Annotated in this window: 17 protein-coding genes and 1 tRNA gene; 14 read left to right on the top strand and 4 right to left on the bottom strand. The window is 64.0% G+C overall.

The features are described from left to right. Positions 1–11 precede the first annotated feature (11 nt). From C8J98_RS16110 to C8J98_RS16085, 6 genes are all read left to right on the top strand, one after another. Positions 12–2,129 carry an FUSC family protein gene (locus tag C8J98_RS16110; protein WP_233260254.1) on the top strand — a complete coding sequence of 706 codons (2,118 nt, stop codon included), beginning with the start codon at positions 12–14 and terminating at the stop codon, positions 2,127–2,129. Continuing rightward, positions 2,119–2,319, top strand: a complete 201-nt coding sequence (locus tag C8J98_RS16105; protein ID WP_107914203.1) for a DUF1656 domain-containing protein — start codon at positions 2,119–2,121, stop codon at positions 2,317–2,319. The genes C8J98_RS16110 and C8J98_RS16105 overlap by 11 nt, the downstream gene beginning before the upstream one ends. 7 nt (positions 2,320–2,326) lie before the next feature. Then, a complete protein-coding gene (locus C8J98_RS16100) occupies positions 2,327–3,340 on the top strand; it encodes an HlyD family secretion protein (protein ID WP_107914202.1) in 1,014 nt (337 codons plus the stop codon). A gap of 87 nt (positions 3,341–3,427) precedes the next feature. Beyond that, positions 3,428–3,799, top strand: coding sequence for a BlaI/MecI/CopY family transcriptional regulator (locus C8J98_RS16095; protein ID WP_107914201.1), 372 nt, complete (start codon positions 3,428–3,430; stop codon positions 3,797–3,799). Next, the gene (locus C8J98_RS16090; RefSeq protein ID WP_107914200.1) at positions 3,786–5,078 is read left to right on the top strand and encodes a M56 family metallopeptidase; all 1,293 of its coding nucleotides are present in this window, start codon (positions 3,786–3,788) and stop codon (positions 5,076–5,078) included. Before C8J98_RS16095 ends, C8J98_RS16090 begins: the two co-directional genes overlap by 14 nt. Before the next feature lie 48 nt (positions 5,079–5,126). After that, positions 5,127–5,202, top strand: a tRNA-Ala gene (locus C8J98_RS16085). Positions 5,203–5,367: 165 nt separating this feature from the next. Here C8J98_RS16085 and C8J98_RS16080 read toward each other — a convergent pair. Then, a complete protein-coding gene (locus C8J98_RS16080; protein ID WP_107914199.1) occupies positions 5,368–7,017 on the bottom strand; it encodes a phosphoethanolamine--lipid A transferase in 1,650 nt (549 codons plus the stop codon). Positions 7,018–7,090: 73 nt separating this feature from the next. Continuing rightward, complete coding sequence (locus C8J98_RS16075; protein ID WP_107914198.1) at positions 7,091–8,233, bottom strand: NAD(P)/FAD-dependent oxidoreductase; 1,143 nt, start codon at positions 8,231–8,233, stop codon at positions 7,091–7,093. 79 nt (positions 8,234–8,312) lie between these two features. Here C8J98_RS16075 and C8J98_RS16070 point away from each other — a divergent pair, with 79 nt between their 5' ends. Further along, positions 8,313–8,993, top strand: a complete 681-nt coding sequence (locus C8J98_RS16070) for a TetR family transcriptional regulator (RefSeq protein WP_107914197.1) — start codon at positions 8,313–8,315, stop codon at positions 8,991–8,993. Positions 8,994–9,049: 56 nt separating this feature from the next. Here C8J98_RS16070 and C8J98_RS16065 read toward each other — a convergent pair whose 3' ends face one another. Next, positions 9,050–9,325, bottom strand: a complete 276-nt coding sequence (locus C8J98_RS16065) for a hypothetical protein (protein WP_107914196.1) — start codon at positions 9,323–9,325, stop codon at positions 9,050–9,052. 326 nt (positions 9,326–9,651) lie between these two features. Between C8J98_RS16065 and C8J98_RS16060 the strand changes: the two genes are divergently transcribed. Further along, positions 9,652–10,938: a chloride channel protein gene (locus C8J98_RS16060; RefSeq protein ID WP_343125728.1), complete on the top strand. Its 1,287-nt coding sequence runs from the start codon at positions 9,652–9,654 to the stop codon at positions 10,936–10,938. Between the two features lie 9 nt (positions 10,939–10,947). Here C8J98_RS16060 and C8J98_RS16055 read toward each other — a convergent pair whose 3' ends face one another. Further along, complete coding sequence (locus C8J98_RS16055; protein WP_146171658.1) at positions 10,948–12,165, bottom strand: LysR family transcriptional regulator; 1,218 nt, start codon at positions 12,163–12,165, stop codon at positions 10,948–10,950. 103 nt (positions 12,166–12,268) lie between these two features. Between C8J98_RS16055 and C8J98_RS16050 the strand changes: the two genes are divergently transcribed. The 6 genes from C8J98_RS16050 to C8J98_RS16025 all read left to right on the top strand — a co-directional run bounded on the left by C8J98_RS16050 (position 12,269) and on the right by C8J98_RS16025 (position 18,386). Further along, complete coding sequence (locus C8J98_RS16050; RefSeq protein WP_107914194.1) at positions 12,269–12,940, top strand: 4-carboxy-4-hydroxy-2-oxoadipate aldolase/oxaloacetate decarboxylase; 672 nt, start codon at positions 12,269–12,271, stop codon at positions 12,938–12,940. Between the two features lie 51 nt (positions 12,941–12,991). Next, positions 12,992–13,855: an amidohydrolase family protein gene (locus C8J98_RS16045; protein ID WP_107914193.1), complete on the top strand. Its 864-nt coding sequence runs from the start codon at positions 12,992–12,994 to the stop codon at positions 13,853–13,855. Continuing rightward, positions 13,848–14,747, top strand: coding sequence for a hypothetical protein (locus C8J98_RS16040; RefSeq protein WP_107914192.1), 900 nt, complete (start codon positions 13,848–13,850; stop codon positions 14,745–14,747). Before C8J98_RS16045 ends, C8J98_RS16040 begins: the two co-directional genes overlap by 8 nt. Positions 14,748–14,823: 76 nt before the next feature. After that, on the top strand, positions 14,824–16,134 hold the full coding sequence (gene dctA / locus C8J98_RS16035; RefSeq protein ID WP_107914191.1) for a C4-dicarboxylate transporter DctA: 1,311 nt from the start codon (positions 14,824–14,826) through the stop codon (positions 16,132–16,134). A 69-nt stretch (positions 16,135–16,203) separates the two neighbouring features. Continuing rightward, a complete protein-coding gene (locus C8J98_RS16030; protein ID WP_107914190.1) occupies positions 16,204–17,643 on the top strand; it encodes a carbohydrate porin in 1,440 nt (479 codons plus the stop codon). A gap of 26 nt (positions 17,644–17,669) precedes the next feature. Continuing rightward, complete coding sequence (locus tag C8J98_RS16025) at positions 17,670–18,386, top strand: PIG-L deacetylase family protein (RefSeq protein WP_107914189.1); 717 nt, start codon at positions 17,670–17,672, stop codon at positions 18,384–18,386. Positions 18,387–18,388 lie beyond the last annotated feature (2 nt).

Here is an 18,388-nt window from a genome sequence, read left to right as displayed (position 1 = left end):
GGGGGACGGCGTTGATCGCCATAAACAAACCCTGGCTTGCCGACTTTCTCGTGGGAGAACGGCAGGCCTGGATCTTCGTGTTCAAGTGCCTGCTAGCGTTCTATATCGCGGCCTGGCTGGCGATGCTGCTTCAGCTGGAACAACCGGCGACGGCCATGGTCACCGTAGCGCTGGTGATGCATCCGCAAAGCGGCATGGTACGAGCGAAAGGCTTCTATCGAGCGATCGGTAATGTAGCTGGAAGCCTCTGCGCCCTGTTGTTGATCGCAGCGTTTCCGCAGCAGCGGGAACTGTTCCTGCTGGCATTGTCGCTATGGGTCGCCGGGTGCGCGGGCGGTGCGATGAAGTACCGCAACTTCATGTCCTACGGATTCGTGCTGTCGGGATACACCGCGGCCATTGTTGCGCTCCCGGCGATCAGTGATCCCACCAGCGTGTTCGACGGCGCCATGATGCGCGTGAGCGAGGTGCTGCTGGGTGTCATCGTGGCGGGCGTCGTCAGCGACGTGATCTTTCCCGATCGTCTCGTTGATGTGCTCCAACGACGCAGGCGCGAGCACTTCGAGCAATTCATGGCCATGGCCGGCGGCACACGGCTTGGTTCGACGCCACGTGCGCACATGGAACACGCGCACCTGCGCTTCGTCCGTTCGGCGGTCCAGATCGAGGATCTCCGCTCATCGGTCATCTTTGAAGACCCGGAAACACGCGCACGAAGCAGCCGCATGCAATTGCACAACCTCCGCTACATGTCCGCGGCCACCACGTTCCAGTCGCTATATCACCTGATCGACCGGCTGCAGCGACAGAGCCATCCCGGCGCGGCGGAAGCGCTCATCCGTCTCTACGCCCCTGTAAGCAATGCGCTCACGGCACCGACGTCACAGCACCTCGAACCGAGAATCCTGGCTGACCGGGTGGCTGCCTGCGAGGCGGAGCTACCGATGCTGGCCGCCGAGCTGCGTGAAGCGTTTCGTGATGACGCGGACCTGCAGATGGAGTTCGATAGCGGCGCTACGCTGATCCGCCGCTTCGCCAGCGAACTGCACGACCTGACGATGCTTGAGGCGAGACTGCGCAAAGCCCAGGGGCGCCTTCCAGATGGCATCGAGCACGTCGACTTCAAACGGTCCAACGACTATGTCGCACCCTTGATCACTACCGTACGCGGCTTCCTTGCGCTATCGATGCTGAGCCTCTTCTGGATCAACACGAGCTGGGCATCCGGCCCCAGTGCGCTGCTCACGGCGTCCTACTTTTGCGGCCTGCTGGCCACTTCCCCTTCGCCCGTGTCCGCCGCGATCAACATCTCGATAGGTTACGCACTGGGCATGAGCGGGGCCTTCGTCGTGGCGTTCTACCTGATGCCGGGCAGCGACGGCTTCATGATGCTGATTCTGGCCTCCATGCCTTTGATGCTCATCGGCCCGTATCTGCTGACACGGAACGCGACCTTGCCGGGCATGGGCACCGGTTACGTCATGAGCTTCGCGGGCATCCTCGCGCTGAAGAACCCCATGGTCTACAACCCCGAACAGTTCCTCAACGACGCGATCGGCTCGTGGTTCGGGGTCGTCGCCTGCGGCGTCGCGTTCATGCTCATCCCCACGGTCATCGGCACGGAATGGCTGCGCCGCCGACAGCTGCGCAAACTACGCCAGCAAGTGACGTTCGTTGCCTCGTCGCCCATGGCGGGCTTGCTCTATCACGCCGAAAGCAGCAATCGCGACCTGCTCCACCAGATCGTCCAGCACACCAGGCCGGACAGCGACGAGCTGAGGCACCTGTTGTCGTGGGACCTGGCTGTCCATGAATGCGTGCGCGCGGTCATCGAGCTGCGCCAGGACATGCAGCATGCCGAACTGCCGCCGCCATTGAAGGACATCATGCAACGCGCCGTCGACGCGCTGGCCAGGCTCTATGACGCGCCGGATACCCGACGCTGGCAGGACGCCTGCCGAATCGTCGGGCACGCCATCATGCTGACCACCCAGGCGCTGCCACGTGCACAGGCGTGCTGTCGGGCACCCCTGGGCCATCTGCTGCAACTTCGCGCCGCGCTACGCGACGACGAGTCCGCCCTCGCCCCTTTCATCGTCACCACACCGGAGCAACAACGTGCCGCGTGAAATCGAATTCGCCGGCGCGACCGTGCCCGGCTTGTTGCTCGTGTATCTCGGCTGCCTGGTTATGCAGTGGGTGATCGACACGGTGATCGGTCGCTACGGCTGGTACCGCCACGTCTGGCATCCCGCCCTGTTCCGCGTCGCCCTGTTCTTCTGCCTGTTCGGCTCGATCGGCCTGCTGCTTTACCCCTGAGTACCTTATGAAGACCGCGCTCCAGTCCCTGCTTCGCCTTGGTATCACCGCCACCGTCGTCTGCCTCGCGCTGCTGCTGGGTCGGGGTTTGTGGAACCACTACATGTATTCCCCGTGGACGCGCGATGCGCGCATGCGCGCCGAGGTCGTGCGTATCGCGCCAGACGTTTCAGGCCTGGTCACCCGTGTCGCCGTGGTCGACAACCAGGAAGTGAAAAAGGGAGATGTGCTGTTCGAGATCGATGCCGCACGCTTCCGCTTCGCCATGCAACAAGCCGAGGCGAGTCTCACCGCGGCAAAAGCGAGCGCCCGTGCCGCGGGCGCCAATATCGACGCCGTACTCGCGAGCGCCGATGCGCGCCGGACCGAATACGACATGCGCCAGGAACAGGCGACGCGCCGCCAGGCCCTGGCCGACGTGGTTCCGAAGGAGGAACGCAACAACGCCAAATCGGTGGCCGACTCGGCGATGGCCGCATGGCGGGAAGCCCAGGCCAGCGGTCACGAGGCCGGCGCCGCACGCCAGCAGGCCGAGGCGGCCGTCGCCCTGGCCCAGGTTGCCGTGGAGCAGAGTCGTCTCGACCTCGAGCGAACCGAAGTGCGCGCGCCGGTCGACGGCTACGTCACCAACCTGACGGTACGCAGCGGCGACTACGCGGCAACCGGAAGCCCGTATGTGGCGCTGGTCGATCGACACAGCTATTACCTGTACGGGTACTTCGAGGAAACCAAGCTGCCGGCTTTGCGCGTGGGCCAGTCCGTCGACATCCGGTTGCTCAGCGGAGGCGTCCATTTTGGCGGCCACATCACGGGCGTTGCGCGTGGCATCACCGACCGAGACAACCCGACAGGCAGTGACTTGCTGGCCGACGTGAATCCCACCTTCACCTGGGTACGGCTGGCACAACGCGTGCCCGTGCGCATCGCCATCGACGAGGCGACCGTGCCGGCTAACGTGATCCTGGCTGCCGGAATGACCGCGAGCGTCGAAGTGGGCGGCGCGGGTAAACCCGGCGGGTGATTGCCGAAAACGAGCTATCTCAGCGCTTGACGTGATCGTCTACACGTGTAGATACTATCATCTACAGACGTAGACGAAGGGTCTGACATGGCAATCACCGAAGCGGAAGCGGCGATCATGAACGTGTTGTGGGAGGGCTCGCCACGAAGTGCCGAAGATATCCTTCGCGTCGTGGGTCCTGAGCGGGAGTGGCAGGAGAGCACCGTAAAATCGCTTCTGGCGCGACTCGTCCAGAAGGACGCTATCCAAGCCACGAAGGACGGCCGGCGCTTTCTTTATGAGCCGCTCATCACGCAGAAGCAGTACCTCACCCAGGAATCGAGTTCGCTTCTCGATCGCCTGTTCGGCGGACGGGTCGCCCCACTCGTGGCGCACTTCTCCGAGAACCAGCAACTTTCCAAGCGCGATCTCGCCGAGCTGCGCCGACTGATCGAGAGGCTCGACGATGAACGCCGCTGAGCTGCTCGGCCAGGCGTGGTCGTTGATGGTTTGGGCCACCGCAGCATCGCTGGTCATCATGCTGATCGGCGCACCGTTACGTGCATGGTTTGGTCCGGGACACGCCTATGCGGCCTGGATTTTTCTACCGATCGCCCTCGTCATCGGCGTCGCGCCCCGGTTTAACCCCGTCGTCATGCACACCTCGATCGGCCACAGCATGCGTGTGTTGAGCGAAGCGATGCCATCGGTGCCGCACGTTCCAGCTCCTGCCCATGACGCCACGCTGCTCGCGGCATGGATCAGCGGGTTTCTCGCGATGATCGGCGTCGTGACATTGCGTCACGTCCGTAACATGCATCTGCTCCGCGATGCGATCCCTGCCTCCGTGCACGACGGGTTTCGCGTGGTCTCGAGCGATCAATGGCCCTACGGACCCGCCACGGTCGGTGTTTTCAAGCCGTCGATCGTGCTGCCCGCTGATTTCGAAGCGCGCTATGGAGTGGCCGAGCGAGCGCTGGTCTTGCAGCACGAGGCTGTTCACGTGCGGCGCCATGACACGCTCTGGAACATGCTGGCGACGATCCTCGTCGCGCTGGGCTGGTTCAATCCTTTGCTGCATGTCGCGTGGCGTCGGTTCCGCCGCGACCAGGAACTCGCGTGCGACGACGCCGTGGTTCGCCGCACCGGCGCCCGTCGCACGTACGCGGAAGCCATGCTCAAGACCGTTCGTCCCGTGCCTGCGCTATCCGCCGCATGCGGCTGGCTCGGCAATCACTCGTTGCAGGAGCGCATCATGATGTTGAACAAACCCAGCCGTTCTTCGTCCCGCCGCCACCTCGCCACGGTCCTGCTGGTCGTCTCGATGACGGTCGCCAGCATGGCGCTGTACGCAACCGACCTTCCGAACGCCGCGACCGATGTCACCGTCCGGATTACCGTCGCCCAACAGGGTCAGGTAGTCACGGACAATATTGCCTGCGTCGAACAGGAGCAGCGCGTCACCATTCCGTACGACCGCAGTCAGAAGGATTTCGGCAACCTGGGCTTCCGGGTCAACGGCGCCTCGGACGGCAAGCAGTGGGAGATCCACGATCTGCTCACGCAGGATGCTTTAGCCGACTCAGAGTTCACTTCGAATGGATTCTATGGCGACCGGGACGACGCGAGCACGATGACGTTCGTGACGCCCGATAACGTCCCGGTGCACGGAACCTGGGGCAGGACGGGACCAGACGCCATGACGGTGGACATCAGTGTCTCTCCGGGCTGCGGGACCACGCCTGTGGCAGCGCGCTGATCCGACGCTTGGCGAGGCCAAAAAGCCCTGCTACCATCGCTGACTAGTGGGGCCTTAGCTCAGCCGGGAGAGCGCGTCGTTCGCAATGACGAGGTCGGGGGTTCGATCCCCCCAGGCTCCACCACTTATTGAACGCATTGAAGCCCCGAAGATCACTAATCTTCGGGGCTTTTTTGTGGTCGTCTTGCGGCACCCCGTCTTGTAGGAGCCGATTCATCGGCGATAGGGTGCTTGCGTCGGACTGGCCCGCTGCCGCGGGATCGCCGATGAATCGGCTCCTACACAGAGCTCAGCCCCGGCAACCCGCCAGCAGGTCGAGTTGCGGCTCATACACCGTCGTACGCGTGTCGAAGAAGCCCAGCAACGTATGGAACACGTTGTCCTGGCTCGCCGGCTGCGTGCGCCGCTGCGCCATGCAATCCAGGCGTACGCCATCGTCGCGCACCCAGCCCGGCGACAGCCACAGCAGCATCGGTATGTGCTTCTGCTGGGAAGGCGCCTTGGCCCAGTCCGCGCCGTGGAGATAGATGTCATTCTCGCCCAGCGATTCGCCGTGGTCGGAGAGGTACATCATCGCGCTATCAACCTCGGGATCCGCCTTCAAGGCGTCGACCACCTCACCGAGAATGTGGTCGGTGTAGAGGATGGTGTTGTCATAGCTGGCAACGGCCTGCGCATAGGTACAGGTCTGCACCTCGGCGGTATCGCACCCCGGCTTGAACACATTGAAGGCTGCCGGGTAGCGCTGGTAGTACGCCGGGCCATGGCTGCCCTTGATGTGCAGCACCAGTAGCGCCGGCGAGCGCATTTCTGCCAGGCGCTTGGGCAGGTCGGCGATCAACACGTCGTCCTGGCAGCCGCTGGCATCGCACAGGCCATCGATCTTGGCCGCGGTCAGGTCATCGTTAGGAACGCGCAGGCAGACGTCCTTGCAACCTTCGTCGTTGTCGCGCCAGAACACATCGACGCCAGCGTGCTGAAGCACATCCAGCGCGTTCCAGTGGGCTTTGGCCACGGGCTTGTCGAACTTCTCGCGCGTCATGTTCGAGAACATGCACGGCACCGACACGGTGGTCGCTGTGCCGCACGACCATGCATCACTGAAATAGATGGCGCCGGCACGCTTCATCTCAGGATTGGTTTCGCGTGCGTAACCCTGCAGCGACTGGTTCTCTGCCCGCGCCGTCTCACCGACAACGAACACGACGACCCGCTTGCGCGCCGCCATGGCGGCATTCGGCGCCAGCGCGGCATCGGTACCGATCGGGGTCATGGTCTTCTTCGGGCGGAAAACGTCGCGCTGCAGGTAGTGGAACGTGCCGCTCAGCGCCGCGTACGGATTGAACACCTCATACATCGGGCGGTGGTTGCGCTCGAAGTAGACATAGTTGCGCCCCGTGAGCAGCGGCGGCACGAGCAACAGCGCCGCGGCACCCACCACGATGGCGGTACGCCAGCGAAGGCTCCGCCACGTCGGCATGAAGCGAACCGGCGTCAGCAGAACCAGAATGGCCGGCAAAATGCCGAACAGGGCAATCCAGCCGACAGAGTCGGTCGTGATCAACGCCATCGCTTCCGCGCGCGTCGTCTCGAAAATACTCTGGATGATTTCCTCGTTCAGCCGTGCGCCGAACGTCTGCTCGTAATAAGCACTAGCCGCCGACACAAGGATCAGCAGGGCCAGCAAGAACTTGCCGATGCGCGGCCACATGGCCAACGCAAGGGTCAGGACGAGGTTGCCAACCAATCGACAATAAACCGTCACACTCAAGGCCCAGAATCCGGGCAGACCCTGGGAAGCCGCCAGGCCCTCGCGCACTTCGGGCCAGAGGGTCCGATTGAGCATGGCGAGGATATAGACGCCAACGATGGCGCCCAGCACCCAGGCCGGCACGCCACGCTTTGCGCGGCCTGCCGCCGGGCGGTCTTGAATGATCATCCAGCATCCTGTCCGGCCCACACGATCGCGGGCGCTTAGAAGCCGTGAAATCTACAGGAGCGCCGTCGCCGGCTCAAACGGCGGCGCCGGCAGGCTGGAAACCGGTGAACATGTTCACAAGGCTTCCCGGCGCCTTCTCGCCGAACAGAAGCCCGGATAGCTCCCCTGCCTCGACCGCGGCAACGGCGCTACGCGGAAACAGCGCTTCCTCATAAGCCAGAAGCGCGGCTTCGACGTCGCCAGGATTCGCCGCGAGTGCTTTCCCCAGCTCAGCGCCGTCATACATGGCGAGGTTGGCGCCTTCACCTGAAGGCATCATCAGGTGCGCGGCATCGCCGAGCAGGGTCACGCCCGGCACGCGGCTCCATCGATGGTCGTCCGGGAGCGCATGGATGGGGCGAGGTACAGGGGCGGTGTCACTACCGGTGATGAGTGCCGTCAACTCGGGTGCCCAGCCGTCGAATTCGTTTGCGACGCGGGCCAGCGCGACGAACTGGTCGGAGAAGTCGATGCCGGCGAGCCACTCCTTCGGCTTGTTTAAAGCCACGTAGGAGTGCAACACACCATGGGGTTCGCGGTGAGCCATGATGCCCTTCCCCGGCGCCAGTGCGAAAAATGCGCCGCCGCCGACGGCCTGCGCACCGGCCACATGGCGAACATCCGCATCACGCAGATACGTCTCGACGAAGGACACACCGACATAAGCCGGCCTTGCCTCCGACAGAAGCGCACGCACTTTCGACCACGCGCCGTCCGCACCGACGAGCAGGTCGGTGGACATGGTCGAGCCATCAGCGAAGGTAAGCGCGTGACGGCCGCCAACCAGCGACGAGACGGCGGTGAGCTTGTGTCCCCAACGTATCGTCCCTGCGGGGAGGGACTCGATGAGGATTCGACGTAGCTCGCCCCTGGGCACCTCGGGCCGTCCACCGGTGCCGTCGTCGGGCTGGTCGAACAGAACGTTGGCATCCTTGTCCAGGATCCGGGTGGCCTGGGCGCCCTCGTGGACGAGTGCAAGGAATTCGTCGAAGAGGCCCGCCGCCTTGATCGCGAGTTGCCCGTTCTCCTCATGGATGTCGAGCATGCCGCCCTGCGCCCTTGCGTTCGGCGAGGCCTCGGCTTCGAAGACGGTCGCGTCGATGCCATGCACGTGAAGCACCCGCGCCAGGGTCAGGCCGCCAAGGCCGGCGCCAACGATCGCAATGGGAATAGGCACGGGGGTTTCCTCGGAATGAGTTCAATGGAACGACATTCCAATATCTTGGAACGACGTTCCATTTATGTCAATATGCGGAATGGTCAAGAAAACATCAGGCGCCCCGCGGCGGGAGGAATCGCTCTCACGGGAGCGGATCATCGATGCGGCAATCGCGCTCCTGGACGACGCCGGGGAAAGCGGGCTCACCTTCCGAGCCCTGGCCCTGAAGCTCGTCACCGGCCCCGGCGCGATCTACTGGCACGTCGCCAACAAAAGCGAACTGCTTACCGCCGCATGCGACGCGATCGTCGCCCGTGCGATGAACGCGCCACTTGCCGACGCGACGCCGGAGGCAACCCTTCGCGCCATTGCGCTGGGCATGTTCGACGCGATCGACGCGCATCCCTGGGTTGGCTCGGCACTCGCTCATGCGCCAGGCCAGTTACCAGCGGTACGCATCCTTGAACGCATCGGCCAGCAGCTTCGTCTTCTGGGTGTGCCGCGCGAGCGCGAGTGGACAACCGTTTCCGCGTTGTTGAGTTACATCCTTGGCGTCGGCGGACAAAACGCGGCGAACGCGCAGTTCGCCCAGGCGGAAGGGCTCAATCGAGCCGATTTTCTCGAGTCGTTGGCGAATACATGGTCCGAACTGGATCCGGCTGAGTATCCGTTCGCTTCCAGCATCGCAAGGCAGTTGCCCGACCACGACGACCGGGCAGATTTCCTTACCGGGATTGATCTGATCCTCAAGGGCATGCGCTCATTGCGGCGCGGCTAACCGAAGCGCGTGGCGCACGCCTTGTAGCTGATCCTCTTGAACGGCACGGTCCGGAGTCATTCCTTCGCCTGCTCCCAACACATCCGCGCATGTGCCTGCGCCGTGCACTGCACGCCCATGTGCATCAGCGCACCGATCGCCTCCATGCCATGCGCCACACGTTGGCAGTCCATCGCGTCGGTCGCATGGATGAAATCGGCGAGTAGTCGTGTAAGGCTCCGTGCGTACTGAAGCCACTCCATTGCCTCATTCATCAGCTCGTGTGACGTCGCTTCGGGATCGATGTGGTAGTGGAATCCGGGATGCGTGTTTTGATCTCTCGTTGTAGTCATGACGCTCTCCTTGCCTGCCGCCCTTCCCCGTGTCCAGGTGCGGCACGCCACGCATCGGTCGCGCTCATGTGATGACGACGTTCGCTCGTCGCGAGGCCTCGCGATAGCCATTCATCTGCCAGCCAGCTACTGAGCTCCATTCCGCGTAGCCTTTCGCCGTTCCCCACTGCGTGGCACCTGCCCTCATGACTGATCCGCTGCATCCGCCCCATGATCGGGCGGCGCTTCCGCTCGCCCCGGCGTTGGACCCTGCCCTCGCGCAAGCCCATATGCCGAGCCGTCTTCCGCGCATTCGGCGGCGCTTGGTCGCGTCGACGTTACTTGCCATGGCGCTTGCCGCGGTCGTCGCGGTCATCGCATTCGGGCTGACCCGGCTGATCGCGCTGGTCACGCAACTCGCGTTCTTCGGACACTGGAACACGACGTGGATCAGCCCCTCGACCCACCAGCGCGGCGCATGGGTGATCGTCATTCCCGTGATCGGCGGCCTCGTCGTGGGCCTCATGGCGCGCTGGGGTTCCAGAGCCATCCGCGGGCACGGTATTCCGGAGGCCATGGAGCAAGTGCTCACGAACGAAAGTCGCATCGCCGCGCGCATGATCTGGTTGAAGCCACTGTCCTCCGCTGTGGCGATCGGCACCGGTGGCCCCTTCGGCGCGGAAGGTCCGATCATCGCGACGGGCGGCGCGCTCGGCTCGTACGTGGGACAGCTGCTTCCCGTGACCGCCGACGAACGCAAGACGCTGCTGGCGGCCGGTGCGGCAGCGGGTATGGCCGCCATCTTCGCGGCGCCACTCGCGGCCGTGCTCCTGAGCATTGAGCTGCTGCTGTTCGAGCGACGCGCACGATCGCTCGTGCCAGTGGCGATGGCTGCCGCGACGGGAGCAGCGGTGCGCTTCGCTCTCGAGGGGCCGGGGCCGGTGTTCCCCATGCTGGCCCTGGGCCCGGCTTCGTTCGTGGCCCTCACGTTCTATACGTTGTTGGGTCTGGTCTTCGGCGTCGCTGGCGTGGCGGTAACGCGCCTGGTCTACGGCCTGGAAGACGCCTTCGAGAAACTCCCGATTCACTGGATGTGGTGGCCCGCGATTGGCGGTCTCGCCGTCGGCCTCGTCGGCTATGTGGTGCCTTCGACGCTGGGCGTCGGATACGAGAACATCGTCGCCGTCATCGGTGGCCACCTGACCATGGGCGCACTGGCGGTCCTCGCCTTCGCGAAACTGGTGTCGTGGTCGATCGCGCTGGGCAGCGGCACGTCAGGCGGCACGCTCGCTCCGCTGTTCACAATCGGCGGTGCGTTGGGCGGTCTGCTTGGCCTCGCCCTCGCGCATTGGCCGATCACGCAGGTCGACCCTCGCATGGCCGCTCTCGTCGGCATGGCTGCCCTGTTCGCGAGCGCCTCGCGCGCGATGCTGACCGCTGCCGTGTTCGTCTTCGAGACCACGATGCAACCGCACGCCTTGCTGCCCTTACTTGCAGCGAGTGTCGCGGCCTACCTGGTCTCCGGACTGATGATGCAGCACACGATCATGACGGAGAAGATCGCCCGGCGCGGCGTGCATGTGCCGACCGATCTCGTGGCCGAGCACAAGCCGCCACACTCAGCGGTTGGCTGACGGACAACCTCAGCGCTCGTCGCGTTCCCTCGCCAACGCATGCGTGCGCTCGACAAAGTCCGCCTGCAACGGCGTCGGCATCCAGTCACGTCGACGCGTGAGTGCGATGCGCCGGCGCAACTCCTTGCCGAGGTCACCGATCTCGGTGAGCGTCCCGGCGCGGTACTCGAAAAGAAACTGGTCCCGCGACACCAGGGTGAGCCAGTCGCCCTGCAGTAGCAGGCCGCGCGTCACCAGCACCGAGCCGCACTCGATACGTAACTTCGGCGGTTCCACGCCGCGGCTGGTGAATATCTGTTCCCACTTGTTCCGCAACGGTATACCGGGCGCCGAGGCGACCCACGGATAGGCGAGCAGGTCCGACAGCTCCAGCTGTTTCTTGTCGCGCAGCGGATGGTCCGCGCGACCGACGACCACGGGGTCGTCGTCGAACAGCTCTTCCTGCACCACATCGCGGTGCGGCGCTGGATCGCGACGAGCGCCGATGATCAGATCCAGGTCGCCCTGGCGAAGGCCGGCAAGCAAGTCACGATACGGCGCCTCGACCACTTTGACCGCCGCCGATACGTGCGCCGTGGTGAACCGCGCGAGCAGATCGGAGAAGAAGATAGCGCGTGCGCTGGGCAGGATGCCCACCGTGACGCGACCGGCATCGTCGGTATTCATCGCACGGATTTCCTCGAACCCTGCACGCAGCTCCGAGAGCATGAGACGGGCAAAGCGGACGAATCGACTCGCCACGTCCGTCGGCCGCACGATGCGCCCGACGCGCACGAACAGATCCGTGCCGAGGATGTCCTGCAGCTCGCGAACCGCGCGATGTACGGCCGGCTGCGACAGGCCGGTCAGCTCCGACGCCTGCACGTAACTGCTGTTGCCTTCCACGGCGATGAGCGCACGCAGCTGCACCATGGTGACGCGCCGTTCGATATGCGGCAGGGGCGCAAGCCGCGCAGACCTTCTGACCAGTCGCCCGCCATGTGCGAGGTAGTGCAGTGCACGATCGATGCGAAGCATCATGATCCGGCCCGCCGCGGTCGCTGAAACGCCACCCGGTTGCCGGTCGAAGAGACGCTCGCCGAGCACCCGCTCCATCTTGGCCATGGCCTGCGCAAGCGCGGGCTGGGAAAGGCTCACCTCTCGTGCGGCCGCGCTCATGCTGCCGGAGCGGCCGGTGACCAGTAGCGCATCCAGGTGTCTCAGGTTCAGCTGGAAGATCTCGTTCACGAGCAATCAATCGCATTTGCTTATGGCTCGATCATAAAACGAATTTGGCAAGGCGCCTAGCTGACGCGCACCGTTGGGTCATCGAAGGCTACCGAAAACGCGCATGCCCACAGTCAATACCAAACTCGAAAGGCCCGGCAGGGCGATTATCGACCGGCTGGCAGCACTCGGCGTGGCCACGATCCACGAGGCCCAGGGCCGTAAGGGCCTGGCCGCGCCGACCCTGCGCCCCATCTATGCGGGTGCCCGCGTTGCAGGATCGGCGGTAACGGTGTCCGTTCCGCCGGGCGACAACTGGATGCTCCATGTCGCCATCGAGCAACTTCAGGATGGCGACATCCTCGTCGTAGCGCCCACGAGCGATTGCACCGACGGCTACTTCGGCGACCTGCTGGCCACATCGGCCATGGCACGCGGCTGCCGGGGCCTGGTGATCGACGCCGGCGTCCGCGACGTTCGCGAACTCACCGCCATGGGCTTTCCCGTGTGGTCGAAGGCGATCTCCGCGCAAGGCACGGTCAAGGAAACGCTGGGCTCGGTGAACGTCCCGCTGGTGTGCGGTGGCGCCTATGTGCGCCCGGGCGACATCGTCGTGGCGGATGACGACGGCGTATGCGTGGTCCTCCGTGAGGAGGCGGACGAGGTGCTCGCGAAAAGCCTGGAACGTGAAGCCCGCGAGGAGCAGGTGCGCGATCGCCTGAAGAAGGGCGAACTCGGACTCGACATCTACGCCATGCGCGAGCGCCTGGCGGCGAAGGGTCTCGTTTACCGCTAACGGCGACAGCTACGACAACTACTCCCCTACCTCACGACCCATAAGAATCCAATGAAGATCTTCGACACCCACACGCATGTGATCTCCCCCGATACCGCGACGTATCCGACCAACCCCATCGGTGGCCATCAGTCCGAGTGGTCGCAGACGCGCCCCGTGGATGCCGGCGGCCTGCTCAAGGCCATCGACGAGGCAAGCATCACCAAAGCCGTCGTCGTGCAGGCGTCGACCGTGTACGGACATGACAACCGGTACGTCGTCGAGACGGTACGTACCCATCCGTCGCGCTTCGTCGGCGTCTACTCGATCGACGCGCTCGCGCCGGACGCCGTCGAGCGGATCGACTACTGGCAGGCTCAGGGTCTCGCCGGCTTCCGACTGTTCACCACGGGCAGCACCATGCCCGGGCAGTCGGACTGGCTCGGCCATAAGGATTCCTATCCCGCCTGGGCGCACGCCGAGAAGCTCGGTATTCCGGTCTGCCTGCAGATGACGATGGAAGGCCTTCCTGCCCTGCGCGCACTACTCGAGCGCTTCCCCGCCGTGCGTGTGCTGCTCGACCATTGCGCGCGCCCGGATCTGTCCGATGGCACACCCTTCGCCGCATCGCAGGCGCTGTTCGACATGGCCGCCTTCCCGGGTGTGTACCTCAAGCTGACCAACCGCACACTCACCGCGGCCACCGCTGGCAAGTCGACACCGCAGGACTTCCTTGCGCGGGTGATCGAAACGTTCGGCGCGGGTCGTATCGCCTGGGGTTCGAACTTCCCGGCCGCCGAAGGTGCACTGCCTGCGCTTGTCGCCGCGGCGCACGAGGCACTTTCCAGTCTTTCGTCCGACGACCAGGCCATGATCTTCAACGGCACCGCGGCAACGATTTATCCCGGCTTGTCGGAGAGCGGCAAGCATGGCTAATTCCCCTACCCTGCGTATCGTCCTGGCCGCCTCGCCGTTGTCTGCGCCGATAAAAAGTGGCGTGCTGGGCAGCGCGCACGCCACCTTCGATTTCGTCGACGTCTCACCGGTGCACAAGGCCTTCGCGCCGATGGTGCGCGATCAGACCTTCGATATCTCGGAGCTGGCGATCGTGACCGGCCTGCAGGCCATCGCATATGGCCAGCCCATCATCCTGCTTCCCGCTGTGGTCGCCTCGCGCTTCCAGCGCGGCTGCCTGATCACACGGCGCACCGGTGGCGTGACGACGCCCGAAAGCCTCGTCGGCAAGCGTGTCGGCGTGCGTGCTTATACGCAGACGACCGGCATGTGGGTGCGTGCACACCTCACCGAGGACTATGGTCTGGCCACGGACAGCATGCACTGGGTGACGCGGGATGCCGCCCATGTGGAGCAGTACCGCGACCCGGCCTTCGTCGAACACAGCGAGGACGACCGGAGCCTCGTAGACCTGCTTCGCGAAGGCGTGATCGACGCGGCCATCCTTGGCAACGACCTGCCGAAGGATGAGGAATTCGTCCCGGTGATCGCCGATGCCGCGGCCCGCGACCGCGCCTGGTACGACCAGCATGGCTTCGTGCCGATCAACCACGTCGTGTCGGTCAGCTCAGCCGTCGGCAAGCGCGATCCGTCCGCCGTCCGGGCGATCTACCGGCTCCTTCTCGAGTCGAATGCCCGGCTCCAAAGCCCGTCCGACGCCCCATCGCCCTACGCTTTCGGCTATGCAACGCTGCGCGAACCGGTCGAATACATCATCGACGCCTGCGTCGAGCAGGGCCTGCTGCCCCGCCGCCTGAGTGTCGACGAGGTCTTCGGTCCGGCGCAGGACATACTCGACGGAACCGCCGCATGAACGCCGTCCTCGCCATGGTGGGACACTCGCAAGACCGTACGAGGCCCGAAGGCCGCCACGTGGAATCGCCCCGGTAATGAGCAAGCTGACCACCAACACCGCACCGGCACCGCTCAAGGCGCGACGCCCGTTCTATCAGGACCTCACCTTCCAGGTCGTGACGGGCATGGTGCTGGGCGTCCTGCTGGGCGCACTGGCGCCGGACATCGGCAAGCAGATGAAGCCGCTCGGCGACATCTTCATCCGCCTGATCCAGATGGTCGTTGGGCTGATTATCTTCTGCACCGTCACCCATGGCATCGCCAGCGTGCGCGACCTGGGCAAGGTGGCGCGCATTGCCATCAAGGCCATGATGTATTTCGAGGTGGTGACCAGCATCGCGCTGGTTATCGGCCTGGTCACGATCAACCTGCTCAAGCCCGGCGTGGGCATGCATATCGATCCGGCCATGCTGCATACGGGAACGACTGTCGCCAGGGACGGAGCAGCCGCGGTGCCGACCGGTGCGGGCGAGTTCCTGGTCAACCTGGTGCCGAACTCCGCGCTTGAGGCCTTCGCCAAGGGCGACATCCTGCAGATCCTGGTGTTCTCGGTGCTCTTTGCCTGCGGGCTGGCATCGCTCGGCGAGAAGGCCGAGCCGGTCCTGCATGTGGTCGATACCGTGCAGTCCGCGCTGTTCTGGATCATTCGCCTGGTGATGAAGATTGCCCCCATCGCCGCGTTCGGCGCTATCGCCTTCACCGTCGCGCAGTTCGGCCTCGCCACGCTGCTGCCACTGGGCGCGTTGATTCTCGAGTTCCTGTTCACCTGCGCATTGTTCTTTGCGCTGGTGCTCGCGCCGATATCGGCCTATGCCGGCTTCAACCTGCTCAAGCTGATGCGTTACTTCCGCGAAGAGCTGGTGCTGGTACTTGGTACGAGTTCGTCCGAAAGCGTCTTTCCGCAGCTCACGGCCAAGCTCACGAAACTCGGCGTCAACGAATCGGTGGTCGGCATGGTCCTGCCCACTGCCTACAGCTTCAATCATGACGGCACGTGCCTGTACTTCGCCGCCGTCGCAGTGTTCCTGGCCCAGGCTACGGGCACCGCGTTGGGATGGGAGCAACAGCTGGGGTTGCTCGCCATCCTGTTGCTCACGTCCAAAGGAGGCGCCGGCGTTTCCGGCTCCGCCATCGCCGTACTGACCCTGACACTGGCTGCGACCAAGACCATTCCGGTGAACAGCATCGCCCTGATTCTCGGTATCCATCGGATTCTCTCGGCCATGTTCGTGTTCACCAACATCGCAGGCAATTGCGTAGCCACCGTGGTCGTCGGTAAGTGGGAGAAAGCCGTCGACCACGCAAAACTCAAGCAGGAACTGGATACGGGTTACCGACCCGCCTGATCCTCACATCGTCCGCTTTACAAGCCTCGCGAAGTCCCTCGACTCCGCGATCGGGGAGGGATTTGCTCAATGAATCGCAAGACTTACATCGCCATCGTCCTATGTAGCCTGGTCACCGCCCTCGCGCCGACCATGGCGTTGGCCCAGAGCGCCGGATCAATCGTGCCCGCTTCGAGTTCGTCCACGGCCGCCCCGAGCGAGTCCGACACGACGGAAACGTCGCCGACGACGGGCCAGGCGTCGAAGGGACCGTTCTCGGACGTGGCAAAGTCCCTGAGGGACAAAGGCATCAAGCTCCGTAGTGCGCTGATCGACCAGTACGCCAACAACACCACCGGCGGCATCTACCAGGGTCATTCCAACGTCGGCCAGTTCAACATCGGTGCCGACTTCGACCTCGACAAGATGATGGGCGTGAGTGGTGGATCGTTCCACTTCACCGTGTATCGCGACTATGGCGAGAGCCTGAACAAGTACGTCACCGGTACGTTCACCAAGCAGCAGTACATTTACAAGAACGAATTCTATCGCTGGCATCTCGGCCTGTTTGCCTACGAGCAGAAACTGTTCGACGACAAACTCGACATCACGGCGGGACGTCTCGGCACCACCACGTACTACGGTCACCTCGTGACCAACTGCCAGTTCGAGTCCGCCGATACCTGCGGCGAGCCGCGCATCCTGGTTTCCGAAGCCGGCTTCAGCCTGCTTCCGTCGGCCACGTGGGGTCTGAACGTCAAAGTCAAACCGACGCCGCATACGTACATCGAAACCGGTGTCTTCGAGGTCAACCCCACGACATCGGCGAGCAATGGCCTTGATTTCTCGGTCGGCAGTGCCACCGGCGTCACGGTTCCGGTGGAATGGGCCTGGCAGAACGCCGACCCGACGAAGACGCGTTATCCCTTTGAACTGAAGGTCGGCGCGTTCGTGAGCACCGCACCGCTTACCGACCCGTACTTCAATACGGCGGGTCGATCGAAGGCGCTGTTCGGCGGCACTGCACGCACGGTCAACAGTAGCCGCGATGGCGTGTACATCATGGGCGACCGCGTCATCTGGCGTCCGAACGATGCCAGCGCACAGAGCTTCAACGTTTTCGGCGGCATCGTGCAACAGCTCGATGAGGCCGAGATCATGCGCCAGCAGGTCTATGCGGGGTTCGTCTGGACGGCGCCCTTCGCCAGCCGACCGACCGATACGCTCAACTTCTCGATCTCCGAGTTCGAGCTCACGCCGCGCGAGCGCGAATTCCTTCGCGACGCGCGCGCCAAGAAGGGCGGCCACGGCACCAACGCCGCGCACCAGACTGCTTACGAACTGACTTACGGCTGGCACGTCGCACGCGGCCTCGAACTGATGCCCAGCCTGCAGTACATCGTGCATCCCGATAACTCGAGCATCACCAATACCGCCATCTTCCCGAAGAACATGTTCGTCTACGGCGTGAGCCTGAAGATGGATCTGGGCTACATGCTCGGCTTCGACAAGACCGGCGGCGGCGACTGACCCCTCCCCTGTAAACGGATTCCCTCATGACGAAGAAAACAGCATTGGTAGTCAGCGCGCACTCGGCCGACTTCGTGTGGCGCGCCGGCGGCGCCATCGCCCTGCACGCGGCGGCCGGCTGGGATGTCACGGTCGTCTGCCTGTCGTATGGCGAGCGCGGTGAGTCGGCCAAGCTCTGGCGCAAGCCCGGCATGACGCTGGACAACGTGAAGTCCGGACGTCGCGAGGAAGCCGAGAACGCCGCGGCGCACCTGGGCGTTTCCGACATCCAGTTCTGGGACCTCGGCGACTACCCGATCACGCTGGCCCAGGAGTCGCTATTCCGCCTGGCGGACCTGTACCGCGCCGTTCGCCCCGCCTGGGCCATGACCCACTCGCGTCTGGACCCGTACAACGCCGACCATGTCGCGGTCAGCGCGTTCGCCCAGGAAGCGCGCATCGTCGCCCAGGCACATGGCCACAACCCCGAGACGCCGGTGATCGGTGCCCCGCAGGTTTATCTCTTCGAACCGCATCAGCCGGAACAATGCGGCTGGAAACCCGACACGATCCTCAACATTACCGATGCCTGGGACAAGAAGCGGGCCGCCATCGAGTGCATGCAGGGGCAGGAGCACCTGTGGGAGTACTACACGCGGGTGGCCTTGCAGCGCGGTGTTCAGGGCGGCCGCAATTCCGGTACGCCGATGACGTACGGTGAGGCGTATGAGTCGGTATTCCCGGCCGTGGTCGGTACGTTGTAATA

It is taken from the genome of Luteibacter sp. OK325 (assembly GCF_003050935.1).
Lineage (GTDB): Bacteria > Pseudomonadota > Gammaproteobacteria > Xanthomonadales > Rhodanobacteraceae > Luteibacter.
This window is presented reverse-complemented; position numbering and strand designations above follow the sequence as displayed.

What these genes read in the sequence shown, in the direction of transcription:
- C8J98_RS16100 (WP_107914202.1), top strand. Translation starts at nt 2,327, where the DNA reads ATGAAGACCGCGCTCCAGTCCCTGCTTCGCCTTGGTATCACCGCCACC.
- C8J98_RS16095 (WP_107914201.1), top strand. Translation starts at nt 3,428, where the DNA reads ATGGCAATCACCGAAGCGGAAGCGGCGATCATGAACGTGTTGTGGGAG.
- C8J98_RS16090 (WP_107914200.1), top strand. Translation starts at nt 3,786, where the DNA reads ATGAACGCCGCTGAGCTGCTCGGCCAGGCGTGGTCGTTGATGGTTTGG.
- C8J98_RS16080 (WP_107914199.1), bottom strand. Translation starts at nt 7,017, where the DNA reads ATGATCATTCAAGACCGCCCGGCGGCAGGCCGCGCAAAGCGTGGCGTG.
- C8J98_RS16070 (WP_107914197.1), top strand. Translation starts at nt 8,313, where the DNA reads ATGGTCAAGAAAACATCAGGCGCCCCGCGGCGGGAGGAATCGCTCTCA.
- C8J98_RS16065 (WP_107914196.1), bottom strand. Translation starts at nt 9,325, where the DNA reads ATGACTACAACGAGAGATCAAAACACGCATCCCGGATTCCACTACCAC.
- C8J98_RS16060 (WP_343125728.1), top strand. Translation starts at nt 9,652, where the DNA reads ATGGCGCTTGCCGCGGTCGTCGCGGTCATCGCATTCGGGCTGACCCGG.
- C8J98_RS16050 (WP_107914194.1), top strand. Translation starts at nt 12,269, where the DNA reads ATGCCCACAGTCAATACCAAACTCGAAAGGCCCGGCAGGGCGATTATC.
- C8J98_RS16045 (WP_107914193.1), top strand. Translation starts at nt 12,992, where the DNA reads ATGAAGATCTTCGACACCCACACGCATGTGATCTCCCCCGATACCGCG.
- C8J98_RS16040 (WP_107914192.1), top strand. Translation starts at nt 13,848, where the DNA reads ATGGCTAATTCCCCTACCCTGCGTATCGTCCTGGCCGCCTCGCCGTTG.
- dctA (WP_107914191.1), top strand. Translation starts at nt 14,824, where the DNA reads ATGAGCAAGCTGACCACCAACACCGCACCGGCACCGCTCAAGGCGCGA.
- C8J98_RS16030 (WP_107914190.1), top strand. Translation starts at nt 16,204, where the DNA reads ATGAATCGCAAGACTTACATCGCCATCGTCCTATGTAGCCTGGTCACC.
- C8J98_RS16025 (WP_107914189.1), top strand. Translation starts at nt 17,670, where the DNA reads ATGACGAAGAAAACAGCATTGGTAGTCAGCGCGCACTCGGCCGACTTC.